We start from the raw sequence: 16930 nt of genomic DNA on the forward strand, positions 1-16930 counted from the left end.
TTAGTTTATTGGGAATTAATATGAATACAGTACATGACAATTTAATCAAGATTAAAAATGAAATACATAAAATTGCCTTAGATTGCGATCGAAATCCCAATACAATTGAACTTATTGCAGTAAGTAAAACCAAGCCGGTCACATTAATCGCTCAAGCAATTGATGCAGGCCAATTAGCCTTTGGTGAAAATTATGTTCAAGAAGGTGTTGAAAAGATTGCTTACTTTAATAAAAATATGCCAAATACCCCGATTACTTGGCATTTTATCGGGCCATTGCAATCAAATAAAACTAAGCTAGTTGCTGAAAATTTTGATTGGATGCACACCATTGAACGTTTCAAAATTGCTCAGCGTTTAAATGATCAGCGACCTACAGATATGGATAAGTTAAATGTTCTTATTCAGGTAAATATTAGTAATGAAGAGAGTAAATCTGGAATTGCAGTAGATGAAGTCGCCGATTTAGTTAAGCAGATAATTACATTACCTAATTTAAGGTTACGTGGCCTTATGGCCATCCCCGAGATAGAAAATGATTATGCCAAACAACTTGAGGTATTTGAACAGATGACTCAGCTTTTAGAATCATTGAAAACGGATTATCCTTTTTTAGATACATTATCAATGGGCATGTCAGGCGATATGAAAGCAGCTATTGTTGCAGGCAGTACAATGGTTCGCATTGGTAGTGCAATCTTTGGTGCACGGCAATATGTGTGATATATTGCAGATCATTTTAGATTTTAGGAGTATTAAATGATTTCGTTAATCTTCTTAGGAAGGGCTATTTTCACTATTTGCTTATACATACTTATTCTACGTTTGTGGATGCAGTATGCGCGAGTAAATTTTCATAATCCCTTTACTCAATTTATTGTTCGTATTACCCAACCGATTATTGGTCCAATGCGAAAACTTATTCCATCTATTGGTCGTATCGACACGGCGACATGGATTCTTTTTTATGCAGTTGCATTACTAAAAATTATGTTTATTTTCCGTTTTGAGGGATATAACGCACCGTTGTTTAGCCCTTATTACCTATTATTCGCCTTGGCTGCAATGGCTCATGCGATTGGACACCTCATTTTTTGGTTATTATTATTTAGAGCTATTTTAAGTTGGGTTAGTCGTGGACAATCTTATACTGATGAATTACTTGCTCAATTAACAGAACCACTTATTGCACCTATTCGGCGCATTATACCGCCATTAGGTATGATTGATATTTCATTTATGATATTTGTTTTTATATTAATGTTTTTAAACTTATTAGCTGTCGATTTTCTTGGAAATTTATGGCTTATACTATAAAAATAAAAGAGAGCCTAGGCTCTCTTTTTAAATAATATGATCTTCCCAACAAATCACATCTTTTTCATACACAATTCGATTTTTGACTGATATTTTTAATTTGTGCATTAACTTTTTATTTCCAACAATTAATGGATGCCATTGCGGTAACTGCCCTGTTTCTGAAAAATAACGATAAGCGCAAGTTGCTGGTAACCACTCAATTGTCAGTAAATTTTCTCTTGTTAGCTTGATGCAATCAGGCTCATATTTAAAACGGTTGTGGTAATGTCTGCACTGGCAAGTATTTGAATCAAGCAAATTACATGCAACATTGGTATACAGTATTTCGTCAGTATCCTCGTCCTGTAATTTATTTAGGCAACATTGGCCACAACCATCGCATAGTTGTTCCCACTCGTCATCACTCATTTGATCTAAAGTTTTATATTCCCAAAATGGTTCAATCATACTTTAAAATCGTCTTCATTTAACATTTGTAAGAAAAATCCATCCGCTTTAATTTTTTCCTCAATTTCCTGTGCTGTTCCTACCACAAAACGCCGTTTACCATCGAGTAAGACTTTCATGACAAAAGCTGGCGTGCCAAAAATTGACATAATTTTTTCAGGAATTGGAGAGAAATCGTTCTCTTTTTCCATATAGAGATAACAATTTTCTTTTTTTGTGCTTCTATAAATATAACACCACATCATAAACTAAAATCCTATTTCTCAATTATCTCAGGCTATTTTGCAAATAGACACCTGCACCAAATAATCCCGGATCTTTATGAGTAATCACATAAACAGGAATTTTTTTAACTAAATAAGACATACGACCTTTATGTTCAAATGCTTCTCTAAATGGTGATGATTTAAAAAATTCTATAAATCTAGGCACAATACCGCCAGCAATATACACACCGCCTTGAGTATTAAGTGTTAAGGCTAAATTACCCCCAAATCGTCCCATAAAAGTACAAAAATGAGTTAATGTTTCTGAGCAAATTGGGCAACTATTTGATAATGCTTTATTCACAATAATATCTGGCGTGATATCTTCAACTGGTTGATTATTGATCTGTAACAAAGCTTGATAGATATTAACAATACCATTACCCGATAAAAAACGCTCTGAAGAAACTCGACCAAATTTTTTTCTTAACTGAGCTAAAATTCGATCTTCTTGTTCATTAACCATAGGTAATTCTGTATGACCACCCTCGCCTGATAGGCTAATCCAATGACCATTAACTTTAACTAAATGAGAAACCCCTAAACCCGTTCCGGCACCATAGATTGCTATTGGATAATCAAGATTCGGCTCCTCACCACCAATTTTAACCACATCTTGCGCGGATAATTGAGGAATAGATGTTGAAACTGCAGTAAAGTCATTAATTACTTCTAACTTAGTTAGTTTAAGTTCTTTGATAAGTTCTGAACGAGAAAACGACAAATTATTATTAGTCATTTCAATCAAATCACTTTCATTGATTGGGCAAGCTATGGCAATGCAAGCCATATCCACTGTTACCGCTTGGGATTTCAAATAGTTTTTAATTAATTCAAGTAGTACATCATCTTTTGAAATGAGGATTTTAGTTATTGCGGATAATTCATTAGTTGCTAAATCATAAAGTGCAAAACGAGCGTTGGTTCCACCAATATCGGTAACTAGTGCATATTGACTCATGTTATTCCCTTTTTCTAAAAATAAAATCTTTCTATATGAACAATAGTTCAATAAATATTAAAAATAAAACTGGCAATATTATGGACTATTTATAATGATTTAACTAGATTGCTTTAACAGAATTTACTATTACCGCTAACAAAATTGTTAGCGGGTAATTTTTAAAAAGTTGAAAGGAAAATAACCACTAAAGCCATTTTTTGAGTTTAAAGTAAATGTAAGGAGCGACCCCTGCTATTAACATCAACAATAAAGATAATGGATATCCATATTCCCATTTTAACTCAGGCATATTTTCAAAGTTCATACCATATGCTGATGCAACTACTGTTGGCGGTAAAAATACCACAGAAACAACCGAGAAAATCTTAATTATTCTGCTTTGTTCAATATTTATAAAGCTAGTAGCTGCTTGCATTAAAAAGTTAACCTTTTGGAATAATGACTCATTATGGGGTACCAATGATTCAATATCTCGAATAACTTCTCTCGCTTGTTCTAACTGTTCAACAGGCATCTTAGCACGACGAACTAAATAGTTAACCGCACGCTGACTATCCATTAAACAGAGGCGTACTTTCCACGCCGTATCTTCGAGCTCAGCTAAGGAAGTAATCGCTTCATCATAATGCTCTTGAGCGGAACGATCCATAATAATTAAGCTCAATTCTTCTAGCTCACTATAAATATTTTCAATTTGATCGGCTAATTGTTCAACTTTAACTTCAAATAAATCTAATAAAACTTCATACGGATTTCCATCATTCATTCCCTGATAACGAGAACGCATTCGGTATAGTCGAAATGCAGGTAAATCGCGTTCACGCAGTGTAAATAAACGTCCATTATGCACGGTAAAAGCGACGGTAGAGTTACCGGCGCGATCTTCTGCATCTTCATAAAAAAAGAAGGAGTGAACATGTAGTCCTTCATTATCTTCGAAAAAACGAGCTGATGCTTCAATATCGTCTAATTCGATACTTGTTGCTAAATTTTGACCTAAATTGGTCAGGATGAATTCACGATCAGCTTCTTCCGGCTCGATCAAGTCAATCCAAGTCGCATTCTTTATATCGCCTTCATTAATTTTTACTAATTGTTTGTTTTTTAATCCAAACGCATTAATCATAAGGCCTCCAGCAGAAAAATGTTTAAGATATGAAATGGGTGGCATTATACTCGTTATAGGCAAAAATTCCTATGTCTAAGCCAATCTTTCTGAATTTTTAAAATTTGGATACAAACTTCCAAATTTAAATTAAATTCGGTGATGTTATTTCAGTCTCATGTTACAATAGCGCAATTATATATCTATGCAATTGTTAGGAGTTTATAATGGCAACCCGAGGAATTAATAAAGTCATTTTAGTTGGTAATTTAGGTCAAGATCCAGAAGTACGTGTCATGTCAACTGGTAATACTGTCGCAAATTTTAATGTTGCTACATCAGAAACTTGGAAAGACAAGCAAACTGGCGAAAATCGAGAAAAAACAGAATGGCATCGAATTGTCGTATTTGGTAAATTAGCTGAAATTACTGGTGAATACATTAAAAAAGGAACACTAGTTTATATTGAAGGGCAACTACAAACTCGTAAATGGCAAGACCAATCAGGTCAAGATCGTTACACTACAGAAGTTGTTATCAACCCTATTGGTGGCGTATTGCAAATTTTAGGTAACCGCCCTAATAATGACTCTTATAATGAAGGTTCAAAAAGTTGGGGACAAAGTGCAAATAATACATCCTCTGCGCCAACTACTCCTACAGCACCTCGTGCTTCATCAACTGCACCAGCAAGTCAACCAGCTATGCCTGAACCTCCAATGGATTTCGATGACGATATTCCATTTTAATCGTTATTTATTCGATTCATTATTATATAGGCGTATAAATTACGCCTTTTTCAAATAGCATTTTTACAATCTTCTTCAAAAATCCCCCACCTATTGTACCTAGCTTTTCTTATAGCCGGTATTAGAACGATAAAGCTCTGGCGTAACACCTGAAATATTTTTAAACATAGTAATAAAAGCCGATACTGAACTATAACCAACAGAAAACGCGATGTCTTGTATCGATTTTCCTTGTTCTAAAAGCGAAATACTATATAAAAACCGTAGTCGCTGTCGCCACATACTAAATGACATACCTAATTCTTGCTGGCAACGCCTTGCAAGAGTTCGTTCTGTACTAAAAACTTTTTTAGCCCATTGTGCCAGTGTCTTATTATCAGCAGGATTACGTTCCAACTCATTTAAAATCGGGGCTAAGTATTTATCTTTAGTATTGGGTAGATACATATTATGGTAAGGTTCTGCTGAAATCTGATCAATCAATACTTGCCCTAACCTCAGATCTTGCTCACTTTCTGGTTCTACAATATTTCGGTCAAAAAAGGAATCAATAATAGCTTGGCTAAGCTTACTCAAGTTAAGCAAACAAGTATTTTTAGGCATCGCTTGATAACTATTAATATTAATTGTACGAAACCATGCAGATTTTTTATTAAAACAAGCATGTTCGGTATAGGGTGGAATCCATAATGCGAAACCCGATGGCGCCAAATAACGTTGATCTTTAACCGTTAAAACAAAAATTCCTGACTTTACACAAATAACCTGTCCCCAAGGATGATGATGTGATGAATATTCAGTATCAGCATTGAACGATTCATGATGGAAAAAGAGTAATGGTTTTAGATTAGAAGTAGTTAAAATTGATTGTTTTTTGACATTCATAAATAGTTAAATAGAATAAATTTTGTCTTATATTAGATCATTTTGTCTGATTAAAGAAATATTTATTAAATAAGACAAGATAAACTAGATTTATTTTTCTACTCGTTGATTTATCAAAAAATATATGGCTTATTTATACCCATTTATTGCAGTATTTATTTGGGCAGGCAATGCCGCTATCAATAAATTATCTGTTGGCGTGATTGATCCGGCAGTTATCTCATTTTATCGCTGGCTTCTCGCTCTCATTTTATTAACCCCATTTTTGCTAAAAGGTATTACTAAAAATTTACAGCAAATCTTCCCACATGTTTTTAAATTAATGGTGCTAGGTCTACTTGGTATGGCTTCATATCAATGCCTGGCTTATTATGCTGCTGCAACTATTAGTGTATTAACTATGGGAATTATTATGTCAATAATTCCATTATTAACCATTATATTAAGCCTATTTATTTTAAAAGTAATACCCACCCAAGGCGTGCTAATTGGTAGTATTTTATCTTTCATGGGATTAATTTGGCTGATTAGTGGAGGTCATCCGTTGCTCAAACTTGGTATTGGTAAAGGCGAGATAATGATGTTATTGGCGGCACTATCTTATGCACTTTATGGTGTGTTAACTAAAAAATGGGCTATGCCTATAACCAATTGGCAGTCAGTTTATGTCCAAATTATTTTTGGTACATTAGCTTTATTACCCGGTTTTTTATTAAGCGATAATATAACTATAAATTCGGATAATGTTGGGTTAGTCCTTTACGCAGGCATTCCAGCTTCTATAATTGCACCATTTGTTTGGATAATGGGTATAAAAAAACTTGGCGCAAATAAAACTGCCCTCTTCTTAAATTTAACTCCATTTATTACCGCTATAATCTCAATAATATTTTTGCATGAAACACTCTATAGCTACCATATAATTGGTGGAGGTATGTCAATAATTGGCGTGATATTAGCTCAAAACCTAAAATCACCATTATTTAAAAAAGCATCTAATGAAAGTGATTAATTAAGCCGTGTTTAGCAACGATGATATTAATTATCAACTGTTGGTTGATGTATCTTTTTTTTATATTTCATATATACCTAATTTAAACTATTATTATGATTTAGATTCATTTTATGCTGGAACTTATACAAACTGTTGGTTTGATTCTGTTTATACCATTCCATTGACTACCGTTGTATTACTATTAGGTCTATCAAGCAATATGACCAATGAAGATTACCAATCAAAAATGACTTGTATTTATGTCTTTATCATTATGAGTGTGTCGCGTTATTGTGGCCAATTAGTAATAAGTACATTCGGCATCTCTATTCCTGGATTACGTATCGCTAGCGGAATGATTGTTGGTATCATTGGTTTTAGAATGCTATTTCCTCAACAACTCTCTCACAAAACGTTAGAAGCTGATGAGAAGAAAAAAGAAATTTAAAATAATATTGCATTTGTTCCCCTAGCTATGCCAAGCACCGCTGGCCCACGAACCATTGCGATGATTATCAGTATGTCTTCAACTGTGAAAAGTGGTGGGTATAACGTATCAACTTGGGTAGTTTATGCATCATCTATTCCATTACTATTATGTATTATTTTATGGTTCTGTATACGTAGTGCAGGCAGCATAATGCGGTTTATGGGAAAAAGTGGCATTGAAGCCACTTCAAAAATTATGGGCTTTTTATTAGTTTGTGTGGGTGCCCAGTTTATTATAAATGGTGTTAAAGAATTAATTTTAAGCTTTCAAAATATTTGAGGAGCGCTATTTTTTAATATCTATTTTACAGATTTGGAATGTTTTTAATCATTTCAACCCGCATTAAATAATCATATAGTGGTAATAGTTGTTTAAAACCTTTAGCAAGTTTATCAGCTAAATTACCATCTAATACATCTTCAATATGATTATTGGTTACCATCACGGCAAGACTTTTTCGGTTGTACCATGTCGATATTTTTTCATCTTTGATTAAAGGTCTTTTGTAAGACTCACCAACTAATTCAAATGGCTTTTTAACACAGCGAATAACTTTTAGAAATTTTTCGGTATCATTTAAAATTTCTTCACGAAATATATCCATAGTCTGTTTCGATGCACAATAATAACCTAATCCGTAACGATAACAATCTGGACTGATTTCAAAAAAATAGGCTGGCGCCTCTTTCCAATCACGATTTGGGCGTTTGAAAGTTAACCATAGTCGGCTACGATATAACGATTTGTCTTTTGAGAATCGAGTGTCACGATGAATACGAGATATGGTTTTACCAATAGCGGGACGCGTTTCAAACCACTCATCGATTTTTAGCATAGCTGGCGTTAACTGCTCAACTAATAATCTAAAAGGTTTTACTAAATCATTGTCATAAATAGCTCGGTGCTCATCAAACCAAGCCTTACTATTATTAATCCATGCATCTTGTAAAAAGTTTAATCCTGCCTGAGTAAAACCTGTAAACGTTGCCATCATCTACTCCTTAAATAATGTTCTTACTTTTTCTAAATCTTCTTGAGTATCGACACCAATTGCTGGAGGTTGTTTAGCTACAGCGACATGAATTTTTTCACCATACCAAAGTACACGCAGTTGTTCTAACATTTCAATTGACTCTAATGCCGAAGGTGCCCATTTTATATACTGCCTAATAAAACCAGCTCGATAAGCATAAATTCCTATATGACGTAAATAAAAATCGCCAATTTGATCTACCTTACCTTGCTCATTTAAATTAGCAAAACGGTCTCGCTCCCAAGGAATAGTCGCTCTTGAAAAATAAAGTGCATAACCATCTTTATCTGTCACGACTTTTACTGCTCCCGTATTGAACGCCTCTTCAACGCTATCAATAGGAACAGCTAACGTTGCCATGCCAGTTTTGAATTTCACTAGATTTTCGGCTACCTGATCAATAATAACTGGGGGAATCAAAGGCTCATCACCTTGAACATTAACGATAACTTCATCATCAGCAAATTTGTAACTATCAATTACTTCCGCTAACCGTTCTGTACCGGAATTATGCTTATCGCTAGTGAGAATTACTTCACCATTATAGCTTTTGACTACATCAAATACTTGTTGGTTATCCGTTGCAATGATTACTCGATTAGCTGACGATTTTTTAGCCTGCTCCATAACTCGAATTATCATTGGTTTGCCATGAATATCTGCAAGCGGTTTTCCTGGCAAACGACTTGAAGCATATCTTGCAGGAATAATTACCGTAAAACTCATAAAATTACCTCTAAACTTTTTTATTCTTTATCACAATGAGATGGAACTAATTGCTTTGCTTCGCTTGCTAATAAAACTGGAATACCATCTTTAATCGGGTAAACCAGCCGATCTTTTTGGCAAATTAATTGTTGATTTTGCTTATCATACTCCAATTGACCATGGCATATAGGACAAGCAATAGCGCTTAATAGAATCATTTTTTTTCTCTTAGTGATTTTTTTTCTACAAACATTGAATAAATCTTTTCAATAGCTTGATTTGGTATTACTGCATCAATGGGTAAATACCACCAGTTAGGTAATGCAAATTGACGACATTTTACTGCATCTTTTTCAGTCATTAAAAGTGTTTGATTATTTTCCACTACTTTCTCTAATAACGGAAGCGTAAAATTTTGGTGATCAGCAAAAGATTCTGTATGAACTAAATCAGCTTTCATTTTAATTAGCATATCAAAAAAACGCTTTGGATTACTGATACCTGCAATTGCACAAATATGATGAAGTGATGACAATTCACATTGTTGGTTAGTTAAGAGATTTACTACATGACCAGGTAATAATTGCATGGTGAAGGTTTTATCTGGAAATTGATTTACTATATCACCTGTACTATCGCCATTGATAATAATTAAATTAACCGATTTTAATCTTTCTCTTCTTTCTCGCATAGGTCCAGCCGGTATCCACCAACCATTACCAAATTGGCGTTTCCCATCTACCACAACAATTTCAATATCACGAGCTAAAGCATAATGCTGTAGACCATCATCGGTTAAAATCACATCCAATTGATAAGATTCTAATAACGCTTTAACTGCGTCAACTCGTTTTGGCGCGACTGCTACCGGTATATGGGTTCGCTGAAAAATTAATACAGGCTCGTCACCGGCTTGTTCAGTTCCAGTATGTTCATCTAAGACTAATGGATAGTGATCAGATTTTCCACCATAACCTCGCGAAACTAATCCTACTTTTAATCCTTTAGATTTCAACGCCTCAATTAAACTAATGGCAAGTGGCGTTTTACCATTACCACCCGCCGATAAATTTCCAATAACAATAATTGGAACAGGAGACTGCCATGATTTTAATACACCAAGTTTGTATAGTTGACGACGAACGGAAGCAATAATTCCATATAATAATGAAAATGGCAGTAGCAACCAAAATGATTTATTTTTACCATACCAAAGTTTTTCAATCATCATATCGCCCGCTATTTTCAATCATTTTTAAACCTTTAGTAACCCAATTTAAAGTACTTCCCTTATTTTACTCATAAAACGGTAAACTACCAAACCAATCATGATACCATCTTGGATTAATGTCATGTCGCAACGTTTTTTGCTGCCATGAAGTAGGATAAAAAAACAGACTTATTTGCCCCTCTCTTCCTGTAACAAAATAATTGATATTTAACTCTTTATAACGAGCAGTGATTTTATTTGAAGGGAGTTGCCAAGGGTTATAACGTGAGGTTGAAGTTAATGCATTAACTGGATTAACATAGTTTAAAAATGGATAACTTGACGAAGTATTACTACCATGATGTGGAGTTTGTAATATTGTTGAAGATAGATTTTTCTTATATTGCATAACTAAATCATACTCTTGCCTTCGTTCTAAATCACCGGTTAACAGCACTGAAAATCGACCATCAGTAAGTTGTATTACACACGAATCAGCATTTTCCGTGTTATCAACTAATTTAGTCGGCCATAGCACTTTAAGATTTAAGTGCTTCCAATAAAAATTATGCTTGGCTAAGCAATTATAATCATTGCGTAAATTTAAAGATGAACTCATAAGCCAGGCATTGGGATAACGTTGTTGTAAATAGGATAATCCTCCAATATGATCATTGTGACTATGGCTAATAATAATTCCTTCAAGCTGGAGGTTATGCCATTGCAGAAAAGGAGTAATAATTTGCTCTGCTGCTGAGCTGTTTTCCCATTTTGCACCCGTATCATATAAAATAGCTGATTGACCATTGTGAATTACAATAGCAAGACCATGCCCAACATCTAGCATATCCATTCGCCAAAGATAATCTGGTTGTTTATAGAAAGGAGAAAAAGCCAGCGTCAAAATAATGAAAAGTGTAAAACTAAACCTTCGCCAAACTGCTGCTCTTATTATTATAAAGGCTAACCAACCAATAAAGCTTAGAAAGTAAAAATCAATTGAGATAGTTAACCACATATAATTTAGACAATCTAAACAATGAAATAACCATTCAAGCGAATATTGGGCAACAAACCAGAACCATAAAGCAAGATAAAAGCAGTTGATTAAACTAAATACTAGTCCCAGTAAAATTGCTGGGAAAGTGATTAGAGAGATAATAGGAATAGCAATCAAGTTAGCAACCAGTGAAACAACGCTTATACCATGAAAAACATACAATTGGATTGGTAGAAGTAATAGTGTCAAACCAAATTGTAAATGTAATAACCTAAATAAATACCACCGTTTTTTATTTTTCATCGCGTTAGGTAGTGGTAACCAATCAAACAAAAAAATTAAACTAACAACAGCATAGCAAGACAACCAAAAACTTTCGGACAATATCATTAACGGATCAATAATTAATAGTAATGCAATAATACGATTAACTTTTTGCCATGCACTTATTTGATTATTCTTATAACGCAAATATATCCAAATCGATAAAGCAAAAATCGCTCGTAATGCTGGTGGATTAAAGTCGGTTAACCACGTATAACCTATACTGCACAACCAACCTACTATAATCGGTAGAAAGAAATAAATATAACGTTGTGGTAAGCAAAAAACGAATCCTTTAGTTATTCCAAAGCAAATATAAAAAACTAATAGAATATGCATTCCAGAAATAGCCATTAAGTGAGCAACACCTGTTTGCATCATTGTTATTCGATTATGAGTTTCAAGTTGTGAGCGATCACCAAAACCAAGTGCTAATAAAATATCTCGATAACTAAATAAATTAATATAAGGTAGGCATTTATCTGCAACGATTTGTCGAAAATTAGATTTATCCTCGAGTAAAACTGATTTGATGACTTTGGCTTTTAATAAAGATTTATTGGCTATCGCAAATCGTTGTTTATCAAATCCTCCTTCATTTAAATAACTATGGACTACTTTAGTTTTTATGGTTAATTGCCAAATTTGTCCAGCTTTTATTAATTCGGGTTGTTCCCAATAGATAATGACGGGTATGGGTGAAGGCAAAGGTTGATCGGAAATATTGGTAATTGAAAATTTTACATAATGGGGAGTCATGGTTTGAATTTTAGCAGGAGCCTGTGTATTAATACTTTCAACTTTTGCCGTTATTGCTAATGTTTGGTCAATATAAGGTTCAATTGAACAGAGATATTGCTTTGCTATAGCGGTCGACCAGAGAAAGCTTAATCCAAGGATGATGATAAAAGTAAAATAACGTTGAAATTTAGCCGCTAAAATAATCAGTATCAAAGCTAAAATATACCAATCTTGATCATTGGGTAACGATGGTAAAAAAATTAATGGAATGCTACCTAATGAAATTGCTATTGCCATTAAATCTATTGAACACCGCATCAACTTCTACTTCTTATATTGACTAAACAGCCAATCTAACATGCTCAGACTTTTTTGAAGTTAATTTATAATTAATATTAGATCTCTATTCCAATTTACAGATAACTCTTTCACTTTTTATATTAAAGAAAATAACTTATTCAATAACAAAAAAGCCTTTGATTTTACTCAAAGGCTTTTTTGTTATTAACTAAATTTAATTATGCTTTAGCTGCATTATTTACGCGTTCACGTAGCTCTTTCCCTGGTTTGAAATGAGGAATATATTTGTGTTTAACTTCAACATTTCCACCTGTTCTAGGGTTTCTTGCTTTACGTGGAGCACGATAATTTAAGCTGAAACTACCAAAACCGCGGATTTCAACACGATCGTTAGTCTCCATCGCTAATGCGATTTGCTCAATAATATCTCTAACAGCATCATCAACCAGTTGCACAGGAAGGTGTGCCCGCCAGTTGACTATTTTTTCAGCTAAATCGGATCTGTTCATGGTCACTCCTAATTTAATTTATGTAGTATATAATTTATTCATTTTATACCACAAAAGAAAAAGAGGGCAAGCCCTCTTTACTCTTTCAATAGATATTTTTTACTCAGTTTTTGACGCAGCTTTGAATGCTTCAGCCATTGCGTTAGTAAATGACGCATCTTCTTGAGGTGCAGTATTATTTACAGCAGCAAGTGCTTCTTTCTCATCAGCTTCATCTTTAGCACGGATAGATAAAGAAATTGCACGAGTTTTACGATCGATATTTACAATCTTCGCTTCAACTTCATCACCAACGTTCAATGCAGTAGTTGCATCTTCAACACGTTCACGAGCAATATCTTGTGCTTTTAAGTAACCTTCGATACCTTCAGCAATCTCGATTGTTGCACCTTTAGCATCAACAGCGGTAACTTTACCTTTAACAATTGATCCTTTTTTGAAGTTAGATGCAAAACTGCTGAATGGATCGTCTTCAAGTTGTTTGATACCTAATGAGATACGTTCACGCTCAGCATCAACTTGTAAAACAACGGCTTCAATATCATCACCTTTCTTATAAGCTTTAACTGCTTCTTCACCTGGCATATTCCAAGAAATATCAGAAAGATGAACTAAACCATCAATACCACCGTCTAAACCAATGAAGATACCAAAGTCAGTGATTGATTTGATCTTACCGCTAACTTTATCACCTTTATTGTGTGCTTCAGCAAATTGTAACCATGGATTTGGTTTACATTGTTTAAGACCAAGAGAAATACGACGACGTTCTTCATCAATTTCAAGAACAACAACTTCAACTTCATCACCTAAGCTAACCACTTTAGATGGGTGAATGTTTTTGTTAGTCCAATCCATTTCAGAAACGTGAACTAAACCTTCAACGCCAGTTTCGATTTCTACGAAACAACCGTAATCAGTTAAGTTAGTTACTTTACCAGTTACTTTAGTACCTTCTGGGTAACGTTTAGCGATTGAAACCCATGGATCTTCGCCTAATTGTTTTAAGCCAAGAGAAACACGTGAACGATCTTTATCGAATTTAAGAACTTTAACAAGTAATTCTTGACCAACTTCAACCACTTCACTTGGGTGTTTAACACGTTTCCAAGCCATATCAGTGATATGAAGTAAACCATCAACCCCACCAAGATCAACGAATGCACCGTAATCAGTAAGATTTTTGATGATACCTTTAACTTCAGAACCTTCTTGTAGATTTTCAAGAAGTTGTTCTCTTTCTGCGCTATTTTCAGATTCAATTACTGCACGACGAGAAACAACTACGTTGTTGCGTTTTTGATCTAATTTAATAACTTTTAATTCGATTTCTCTATTTTCAATATGAGAAGTATCGCGTAATGGACGAACATCAACAAGCGAACCAGGTAGGAACGCACGAACGCCATTAAGATCAACCGTAAAGCCACCTTTAACTTTACCATTGATAACACCTAAAACGGTTGCAGCATCTTCAACTGCTTTCTCTAATGTTAGCCACGCTTCATGACGTTTAGCTTTTTCACGAGATAAAATTGTTTCACCAAAGCCATCTTCAATTGAGTCAAGAACAACGTCAACAACGTCGCCAACTTGAACTTCTAATTCGCCTTGGGCATTTTTAAACTGCTCTACTGGAATTGCTGATTCAGATTTTAAACCAGCATCAACTAAAACAACATCTTTGTCGATTGCAACGACAGTACCACGGATCATATTACCAGAACGAGTGTCTAGTTGATTTAAAGACTCTTCAAAGAGTTGAGCAAAAGATTCAGTCATATTTTATTTACTTTAAGTTTAATTTAACGTCCACATTACTTCATGTCTTGTGGGGTTGTTTACGATACTCCACTCATCCTTGTAATGGAGCTTGGTTCACGCCAAAGTTTAAATATAAACTTACAGCGCAAGTTTTTCTTTAATATACATAACAGATTGATTAAAAACATCTTGAATTGAAAGCGATGTTGTATCAATTATTAGTGCATCAACCGCAGGCTTTAATGGCGCAACAACTCGATTACGATCTCGTTCATCTCGCGCGGTTATCTCCTGCAAAATTTCGGCGAATTTAGCATGAATTTGCTTATCTTGCAACTGTTTCATTCTTCTTTCTGCCCTTGATTGTGCACTAGCATCAAGAAATAGTTTAACTGGGGCATCAGTAAATACCACTGTCCCCATATCACGACCATCAGCAACTAGCCCTGGCAACTGTCTAAAGTCACGTTGTCGCTGTAATAAAGCAACTCTAACTTCATTTATTGACGCAACTTTTGAAGCGGCTCCACCAGTCTCTTCTGTTCTTATCTCGCGAGAAACATCCACATCATCTAACAAAACTTTCACATCATCACTACTGGTATCAAACGTAAGCGGCAGGTTAAGAGCCAATGTTGCTAATTGTTTAGCATCATCTAAAGCAATATTTTGTTTCAAAGCAGCAAGTGCAAGCACACGATAAATTGCACCAGAATCTAAAAGGTGCCACTTAAAATGATTCGCTAATGCTTGACACAAAGTGCCCTTGCCAACTCCACTTGGTCCATCAACAGCAATAACCGGAATATTTTTAGTCATGTTATATTTCGCTTAATCGTTTAAATTGTTCAAAATAATCAGGAAAGGTTTTCATTGTGCATTTTGGGTCTAAAATTGTGACTGGAGTATCAGACAGTGCAACTAATGAAAAACACATTGCCATACGATGGTCATTGTAAGTTTTAATATCAGCATGATTTAATTTGATTGGAGGAATAATTGTAATATAGTCATCCCCTTCCTCAACGGTCGCACCTACTTTACGTAGCTCGGTTGCCATTGCTGATAAGCGATCCGTTTCTTTAACACGCCAATTGTAAATATTTCGAATAGTCGTTGGACCTTTAGCGAATAACGCAGTAGTTGCAATGGTCATTGCTGCATCAGGTATATGGTTCATATCCATATCAATGCCATTTAATTCATTGCGAGTACATTCAATATAATCATCAGCCCAAGTGATTTTAGCGCCCATCTTTTCAAGCACATGTGCAAATTGGGTATCGCCTTGTAAACTCTTTTTACCAATACCTGTTACGCGAACGGTGCCACCTTTGATTGCTGCTGCAGCTAAAAAATAAGAGGCTGAAGAGGCATCACCCTCAACCAAATAATGGCCTGGTGATTGATAAGTTTGATTAGCTTTAATGATAAATTTTTGATATTTTTCATTAATAACCGAAACACCAAACATCTCCATCATTTTTATCGTGATATCAATATAAGGTTTAGAAACCAGATCACCAATAATAGTAATTTCAGTATCGTTGGCAGCTAGCGGTGCAGCCATTAAAAGTGCGGTTAAGAACTGACTTGATACCGAACCATTTACCTCAATCTTTCCACCGGTAAAACCACCATGGATATGTAATGGTGGATAACCTTCGTTTTCAAGATAATCAATCTTAGCCCCACCTTGACGCAAAGCATCAACCAAATGGCCAATTGGACGCTCTTTCATACGAGGTTCGCCGGTTAATACAATATTGTTATCAGCTAAACACAACGCAGCGGCTAATGGACGCATAGCGGTCCCAGCATTACCTAAAAATAGCTCTAATGGATGAGTAGAGTGTAATTTGCCACCTACTCCTTCAATATCACAAATTGTTCGATCACTTGATAATTGATATTTAATATCCAAAGCTTTTAAAGCATCAAGCATATAGCGCACATCGTCACTATCAAGTAAATTAGTTAATCGTGTTTTACCATTGCTAAGTGCAGACAAAAGTAAGGCACGATTTGAAACACTTTTAGAACCAGGTAGATTAATCGTACCACTAAATTTTTTTATCGGTTGTAATGTTAAAGATAACATAGTAACTCTCTTTAATAATTT

The 16930-nt window shown here is 34.7% G+C and carries 18 protein-coding genes and 1 pseudogene; 5 read left to right on the top strand and 14 right to left on the bottom strand.

Going from position 1 to position 16930, the window contains the following annotated elements; all coding sequences use genetic code 11:
* Positions 1-20: 20 nt before the first annotated feature.
* Positions 21-722 carry a YggS family pyridoxal phosphate-dependent enzyme gene (locus J3U24_RS01615; protein ID WP_065734557.1) on the top strand — a complete coding sequence of 234 codons (702 nt, stop codon included), beginning with the start codon at positions 21-23 and terminating at the stop codon, positions 720-722.
* Positions 723-758: 36 nt separating this feature from the next.
* The gene (locus tag J3U24_RS01620) at positions 759-1316 is read left to right on the top strand and encodes a YggT family protein (protein WP_065734558.1); all 558 of its coding nucleotides are present in this window, start codon (positions 759-761) and stop codon (positions 1314-1316) included.
* A gap of 27 nt (positions 1317-1343) precedes the next feature.
* On the opposite strand, the gene J3U24_RS01625 is transcribed toward J3U24_RS01620, so the two are convergent.
* From J3U24_RS01625 to corA, 4 genes are all read right to left on the bottom strand, one after another.
* On the bottom strand, positions 1344-1766 hold the full coding sequence (locus tag J3U24_RS01625; protein ID WP_065561932.1) for a YcgN family cysteine cluster protein: 423 nt from the start codon (positions 1764-1766) through the stop codon (positions 1344-1346).
* The gene (locus J3U24_RS01630) at positions 1763-2011 is read right to left on the bottom strand and encodes a YcgL domain-containing protein (RefSeq protein ID WP_081299438.1); all 249 of its coding nucleotides are present in this window, start codon (positions 2009-2011) and stop codon (positions 1763-1765) included. The genes J3U24_RS01625 and J3U24_RS01630 overlap by 4 nt, the downstream gene beginning before the upstream one ends.
* Before the next feature lie 22 nt (positions 2012-2033).
* Positions 2034-2993 (bottom strand): glucokinase, encoded by a 960-nt coding sequence (locus J3U24_RS01635; protein WP_065734559.1) that lies wholly within the window; start codon positions 2991-2993, stop codon positions 2034-2036.
* Positions 2994-3180: 187 nt separating this feature from the next.
* A complete protein-coding gene (corA, locus tag J3U24_RS01640; protein ID WP_065734620.1) occupies positions 3181-4122 on the bottom strand; it encodes a magnesium/cobalt transporter CorA in 942 nt (313 codons plus the stop codon).
* Between the two features lie 206 nt (positions 4123-4328).
* Between corA and ssb the strand changes: the two genes are divergently transcribed.
* On the top strand, positions 4329-4850 hold the full coding sequence (gene ssb, locus J3U24_RS01645) for a single-stranded DNA-binding protein (protein ID WP_267337531.1): 522 nt from the start codon (positions 4329-4331) through the stop codon (positions 4848-4850).
* 99 nt (positions 4851-4949) lie between these two features.
* Here the strand turns inward: ssb and J3U24_RS01650 are convergent, their stop codons facing one another.
* Complete coding sequence (locus J3U24_RS01650) at positions 4950-5735, bottom strand: helix-turn-helix domain-containing protein (protein WP_267337530.1); 786 nt, start codon at positions 5733-5735, stop codon at positions 4950-4952.
* A gap of 124 nt (positions 5736-5859) precedes the next feature.
* Here J3U24_RS01650 and J3U24_RS01655 point away from each other — a divergent pair, with 124 nt between their 5' ends.
* Positions 5860-6747: a DMT family transporter gene (locus J3U24_RS01655; protein ID WP_267337529.1), complete on the top strand. Its 888-nt coding sequence runs from the start codon at positions 5860-5862 to the stop codon at positions 6745-6747.
* Positions 6748-6860: 113 nt separating this feature from the next.
* Positions 6861-7498 (top strand): annotated as a pseudogene (locus J3U24_RS01660) (MarC family NAAT transporter).
* Positions 7499-7523: 25 nt separating this feature from the next.
* Here the strand turns inward: J3U24_RS01660 and J3U24_RS01665 are convergent.
* The 9 genes from J3U24_RS01665 to aroA all read right to left on the bottom strand — a co-directional run bounded on the left by J3U24_RS01665 (position 7524) and on the right by aroA (position 16909).
* A complete protein-coding gene (locus J3U24_RS01665) occupies positions 7524-8213 on the bottom strand; it encodes a DUF2461 domain-containing protein (RefSeq protein WP_416380502.1) in 690 nt (229 codons plus the stop codon).
* Entirely contained in the window at positions 8214-8978 is a 765-nt protein-coding gene (gene kdsB, locus J3U24_RS01670; protein ID WP_065734564.1) for a 3-deoxy-manno-octulosonate cytidylyltransferase, read from the bottom strand.
* A 20-nt stretch (positions 8979-8998) separates the two neighbouring features.
* Positions 8999-9178, bottom strand: coding sequence for a Trm112 family protein (locus tag J3U24_RS01675; protein WP_220224904.1), 180 nt, complete (start codon positions 9176-9178; stop codon positions 8999-9001).
* Complete coding sequence (gene lpxK / locus J3U24_RS01680) at positions 9175-10188, bottom strand: tetraacyldisaccharide 4'-kinase (protein WP_416380505.1); 1014 nt, start codon at positions 10186-10188, stop codon at positions 9175-9177. Before lpxK ends, J3U24_RS01675 begins: the two co-directional genes overlap by 4 nt.
* 67 nt (positions 10189-10255) lie before the next feature.
* Positions 10256-12553, bottom strand: a complete 2298-nt coding sequence (locus J3U24_RS01685; protein WP_267337526.1) for a DNA internalization-related competence protein ComEC/Rec2 — start codon at positions 12551-12553, stop codon at positions 10256-10258.
* A 200-nt stretch (positions 12554-12753) separates the two neighbouring features.
* Positions 12754-13044 (bottom strand): integration host factor subunit beta, encoded by a 291-nt coding sequence (gene ihfB, locus J3U24_RS01690; RefSeq protein WP_065561940.1) that lies wholly within the window; start codon positions 13042-13044, stop codon positions 12754-12756.
* Between the two features lie 99 nt (positions 13045-13143).
* Positions 13144-14826, bottom strand: coding sequence for a 30S ribosomal protein S1 (gene rpsA, locus J3U24_RS01695; RefSeq protein ID WP_065561941.1), 1683 nt, complete (start codon positions 14824-14826; stop codon positions 13144-13146).
* Positions 14827-14946: 120 nt separating this feature from the next.
* Positions 14947-15627: a (d)CMP kinase gene (cmk, locus tag J3U24_RS01700; protein WP_065561942.1), complete on the bottom strand. Its 681-nt coding sequence runs from the start codon at positions 15625-15627 to the stop codon at positions 14947-14949.
* Between the two features lies 1 nt (position 15628).
* On the bottom strand, positions 15629-16909 hold the full coding sequence (gene aroA / locus J3U24_RS01705; RefSeq protein ID WP_267337525.1) for a 3-phosphoshikimate 1-carboxyvinyltransferase: 1281 nt from the start codon (positions 16907-16909) through the stop codon (positions 15629-15631).
* Positions 16910-16930 lie beyond the last annotated feature (21 nt).

Origin of the sequence: Gilliamella sp. B2785 (assembly GCF_026537005.1) — a bacterium.
Taxonomy (GTDB): Bacteria; Pseudomonadota; Gammaproteobacteria; order Enterobacterales; family Orbaceae; genus Gilliamella; species Gilliamella apicola_E.

What these genes read in the sequence shown, in the direction of transcription:
- J3U24_RS01615 (WP_065734557.1), top strand. Translation starts at nt 21, where the DNA reads ATGAATACAGTACATGACAATTTAATCAAGATTAAAAATGAAATACAT.
- J3U24_RS01620 (WP_065734558.1), top strand. Translation starts at nt 759, where the DNA reads ATGATTTCGTTAATCTTCTTAGGAAGGGCTATTTTCACTATTTGCTTA.
- J3U24_RS01625 (WP_065561932.1), bottom strand. Translation starts at nt 1,766, where the DNA reads ATGATTGAACCATTTTGGGAATATAAAACTTTAGATCAAATGAGTGAT.
- J3U24_RS01630 (WP_081299438.1), bottom strand. Translation starts at nt 2,011, where the DNA reads ATGATGTGGTGTTATATTTATAGAAGCACAAAAAAAGAAAATTGTTAT.
- J3U24_RS01635 (WP_065734559.1), bottom strand. Translation starts at nt 2,993, where the DNA reads ATGAGTCAATATGCACTAGTTACCGATATTGGTGGAACCAACGCTCGT.
- corA (WP_065734620.1), bottom strand. Translation starts at nt 4,122, where the DNA reads ATGATTAATGCGTTTGGATTAAAAAACAAACAATTAGTAAAAATTAAT.
- ssb (WP_267337531.1), top strand. Translation starts at nt 4,329, where the DNA reads ATGGCAACCCGAGGAATTAATAAAGTCATTTTAGTTGGTAATTTAGGT.
- J3U24_RS01650 (WP_267337530.1), bottom strand. Translation starts at nt 5,735, where the DNA reads ATGAATGTCAAAAAACAATCAATTTTAACTACTTCTAATCTAAAACCA.
- J3U24_RS01655 (WP_267337529.1), top strand. Translation starts at nt 5,860, where the DNA reads ATGGCTTATTTATACCCATTTATTGCAGTATTTATTTGGGCAGGCAAT.
- J3U24_RS01665 (WP_416380502.1), bottom strand. Translation starts at nt 8,213, where the DNA reads ATGATGGCAACGTTTACAGGTTTTACTCAGGCAGGATTAAACTTTTTA.
- kdsB (WP_065734564.1), bottom strand. Translation starts at nt 8,978, where the DNA reads ATGAGTTTTACGGTAATTATTCCTGCAAGATATGCTTCAAGTCGTTTG.
- J3U24_RS01675 (WP_220224904.1), bottom strand. Translation starts at nt 9,178, where the DNA reads ATGATTCTATTAAGCGCTATTGCTTGTCCTATATGCCATGGTCAATTG.
- lpxK (WP_416380505.1), bottom strand. Translation starts at nt 10,188, where the DNA reads ATGATTGAAAAACTTTGGTATGGTAAAAATAAATCATTTTGGTTGCTA.
- J3U24_RS01685 (WP_267337526.1), bottom strand. Translation starts at nt 12,553, where the DNA reads ATGCGGTGTTCAATAGATTTAATGGCAATAGCAATTTCATTAGGTAGC.
- ihfB (WP_065561940.1), bottom strand. Translation starts at nt 13,044, where the DNA reads ATGAACAGATCCGATTTAGCTGAAAAAATAGTCAACTGGCGGGCACAC.
- rpsA (WP_065561941.1), bottom strand. Translation starts at nt 14,826, where the DNA reads ATGACTGAATCTTTTGCTCAACTCTTTGAAGAGTCTTTAAATCAACTA.
- cmk (WP_065561942.1), bottom strand. Translation starts at nt 15,627, where the DNA reads ATGACTAAAAATATTCCGGTTATTGCTGTTGATGGACCAAGTGGAGTT.
- aroA (WP_267337525.1), bottom strand. Translation starts at nt 16,909, where the DNA reads ATGTTATCTTTAACATTACAACCGATAAAAAAATTTAGTGGTACGATT.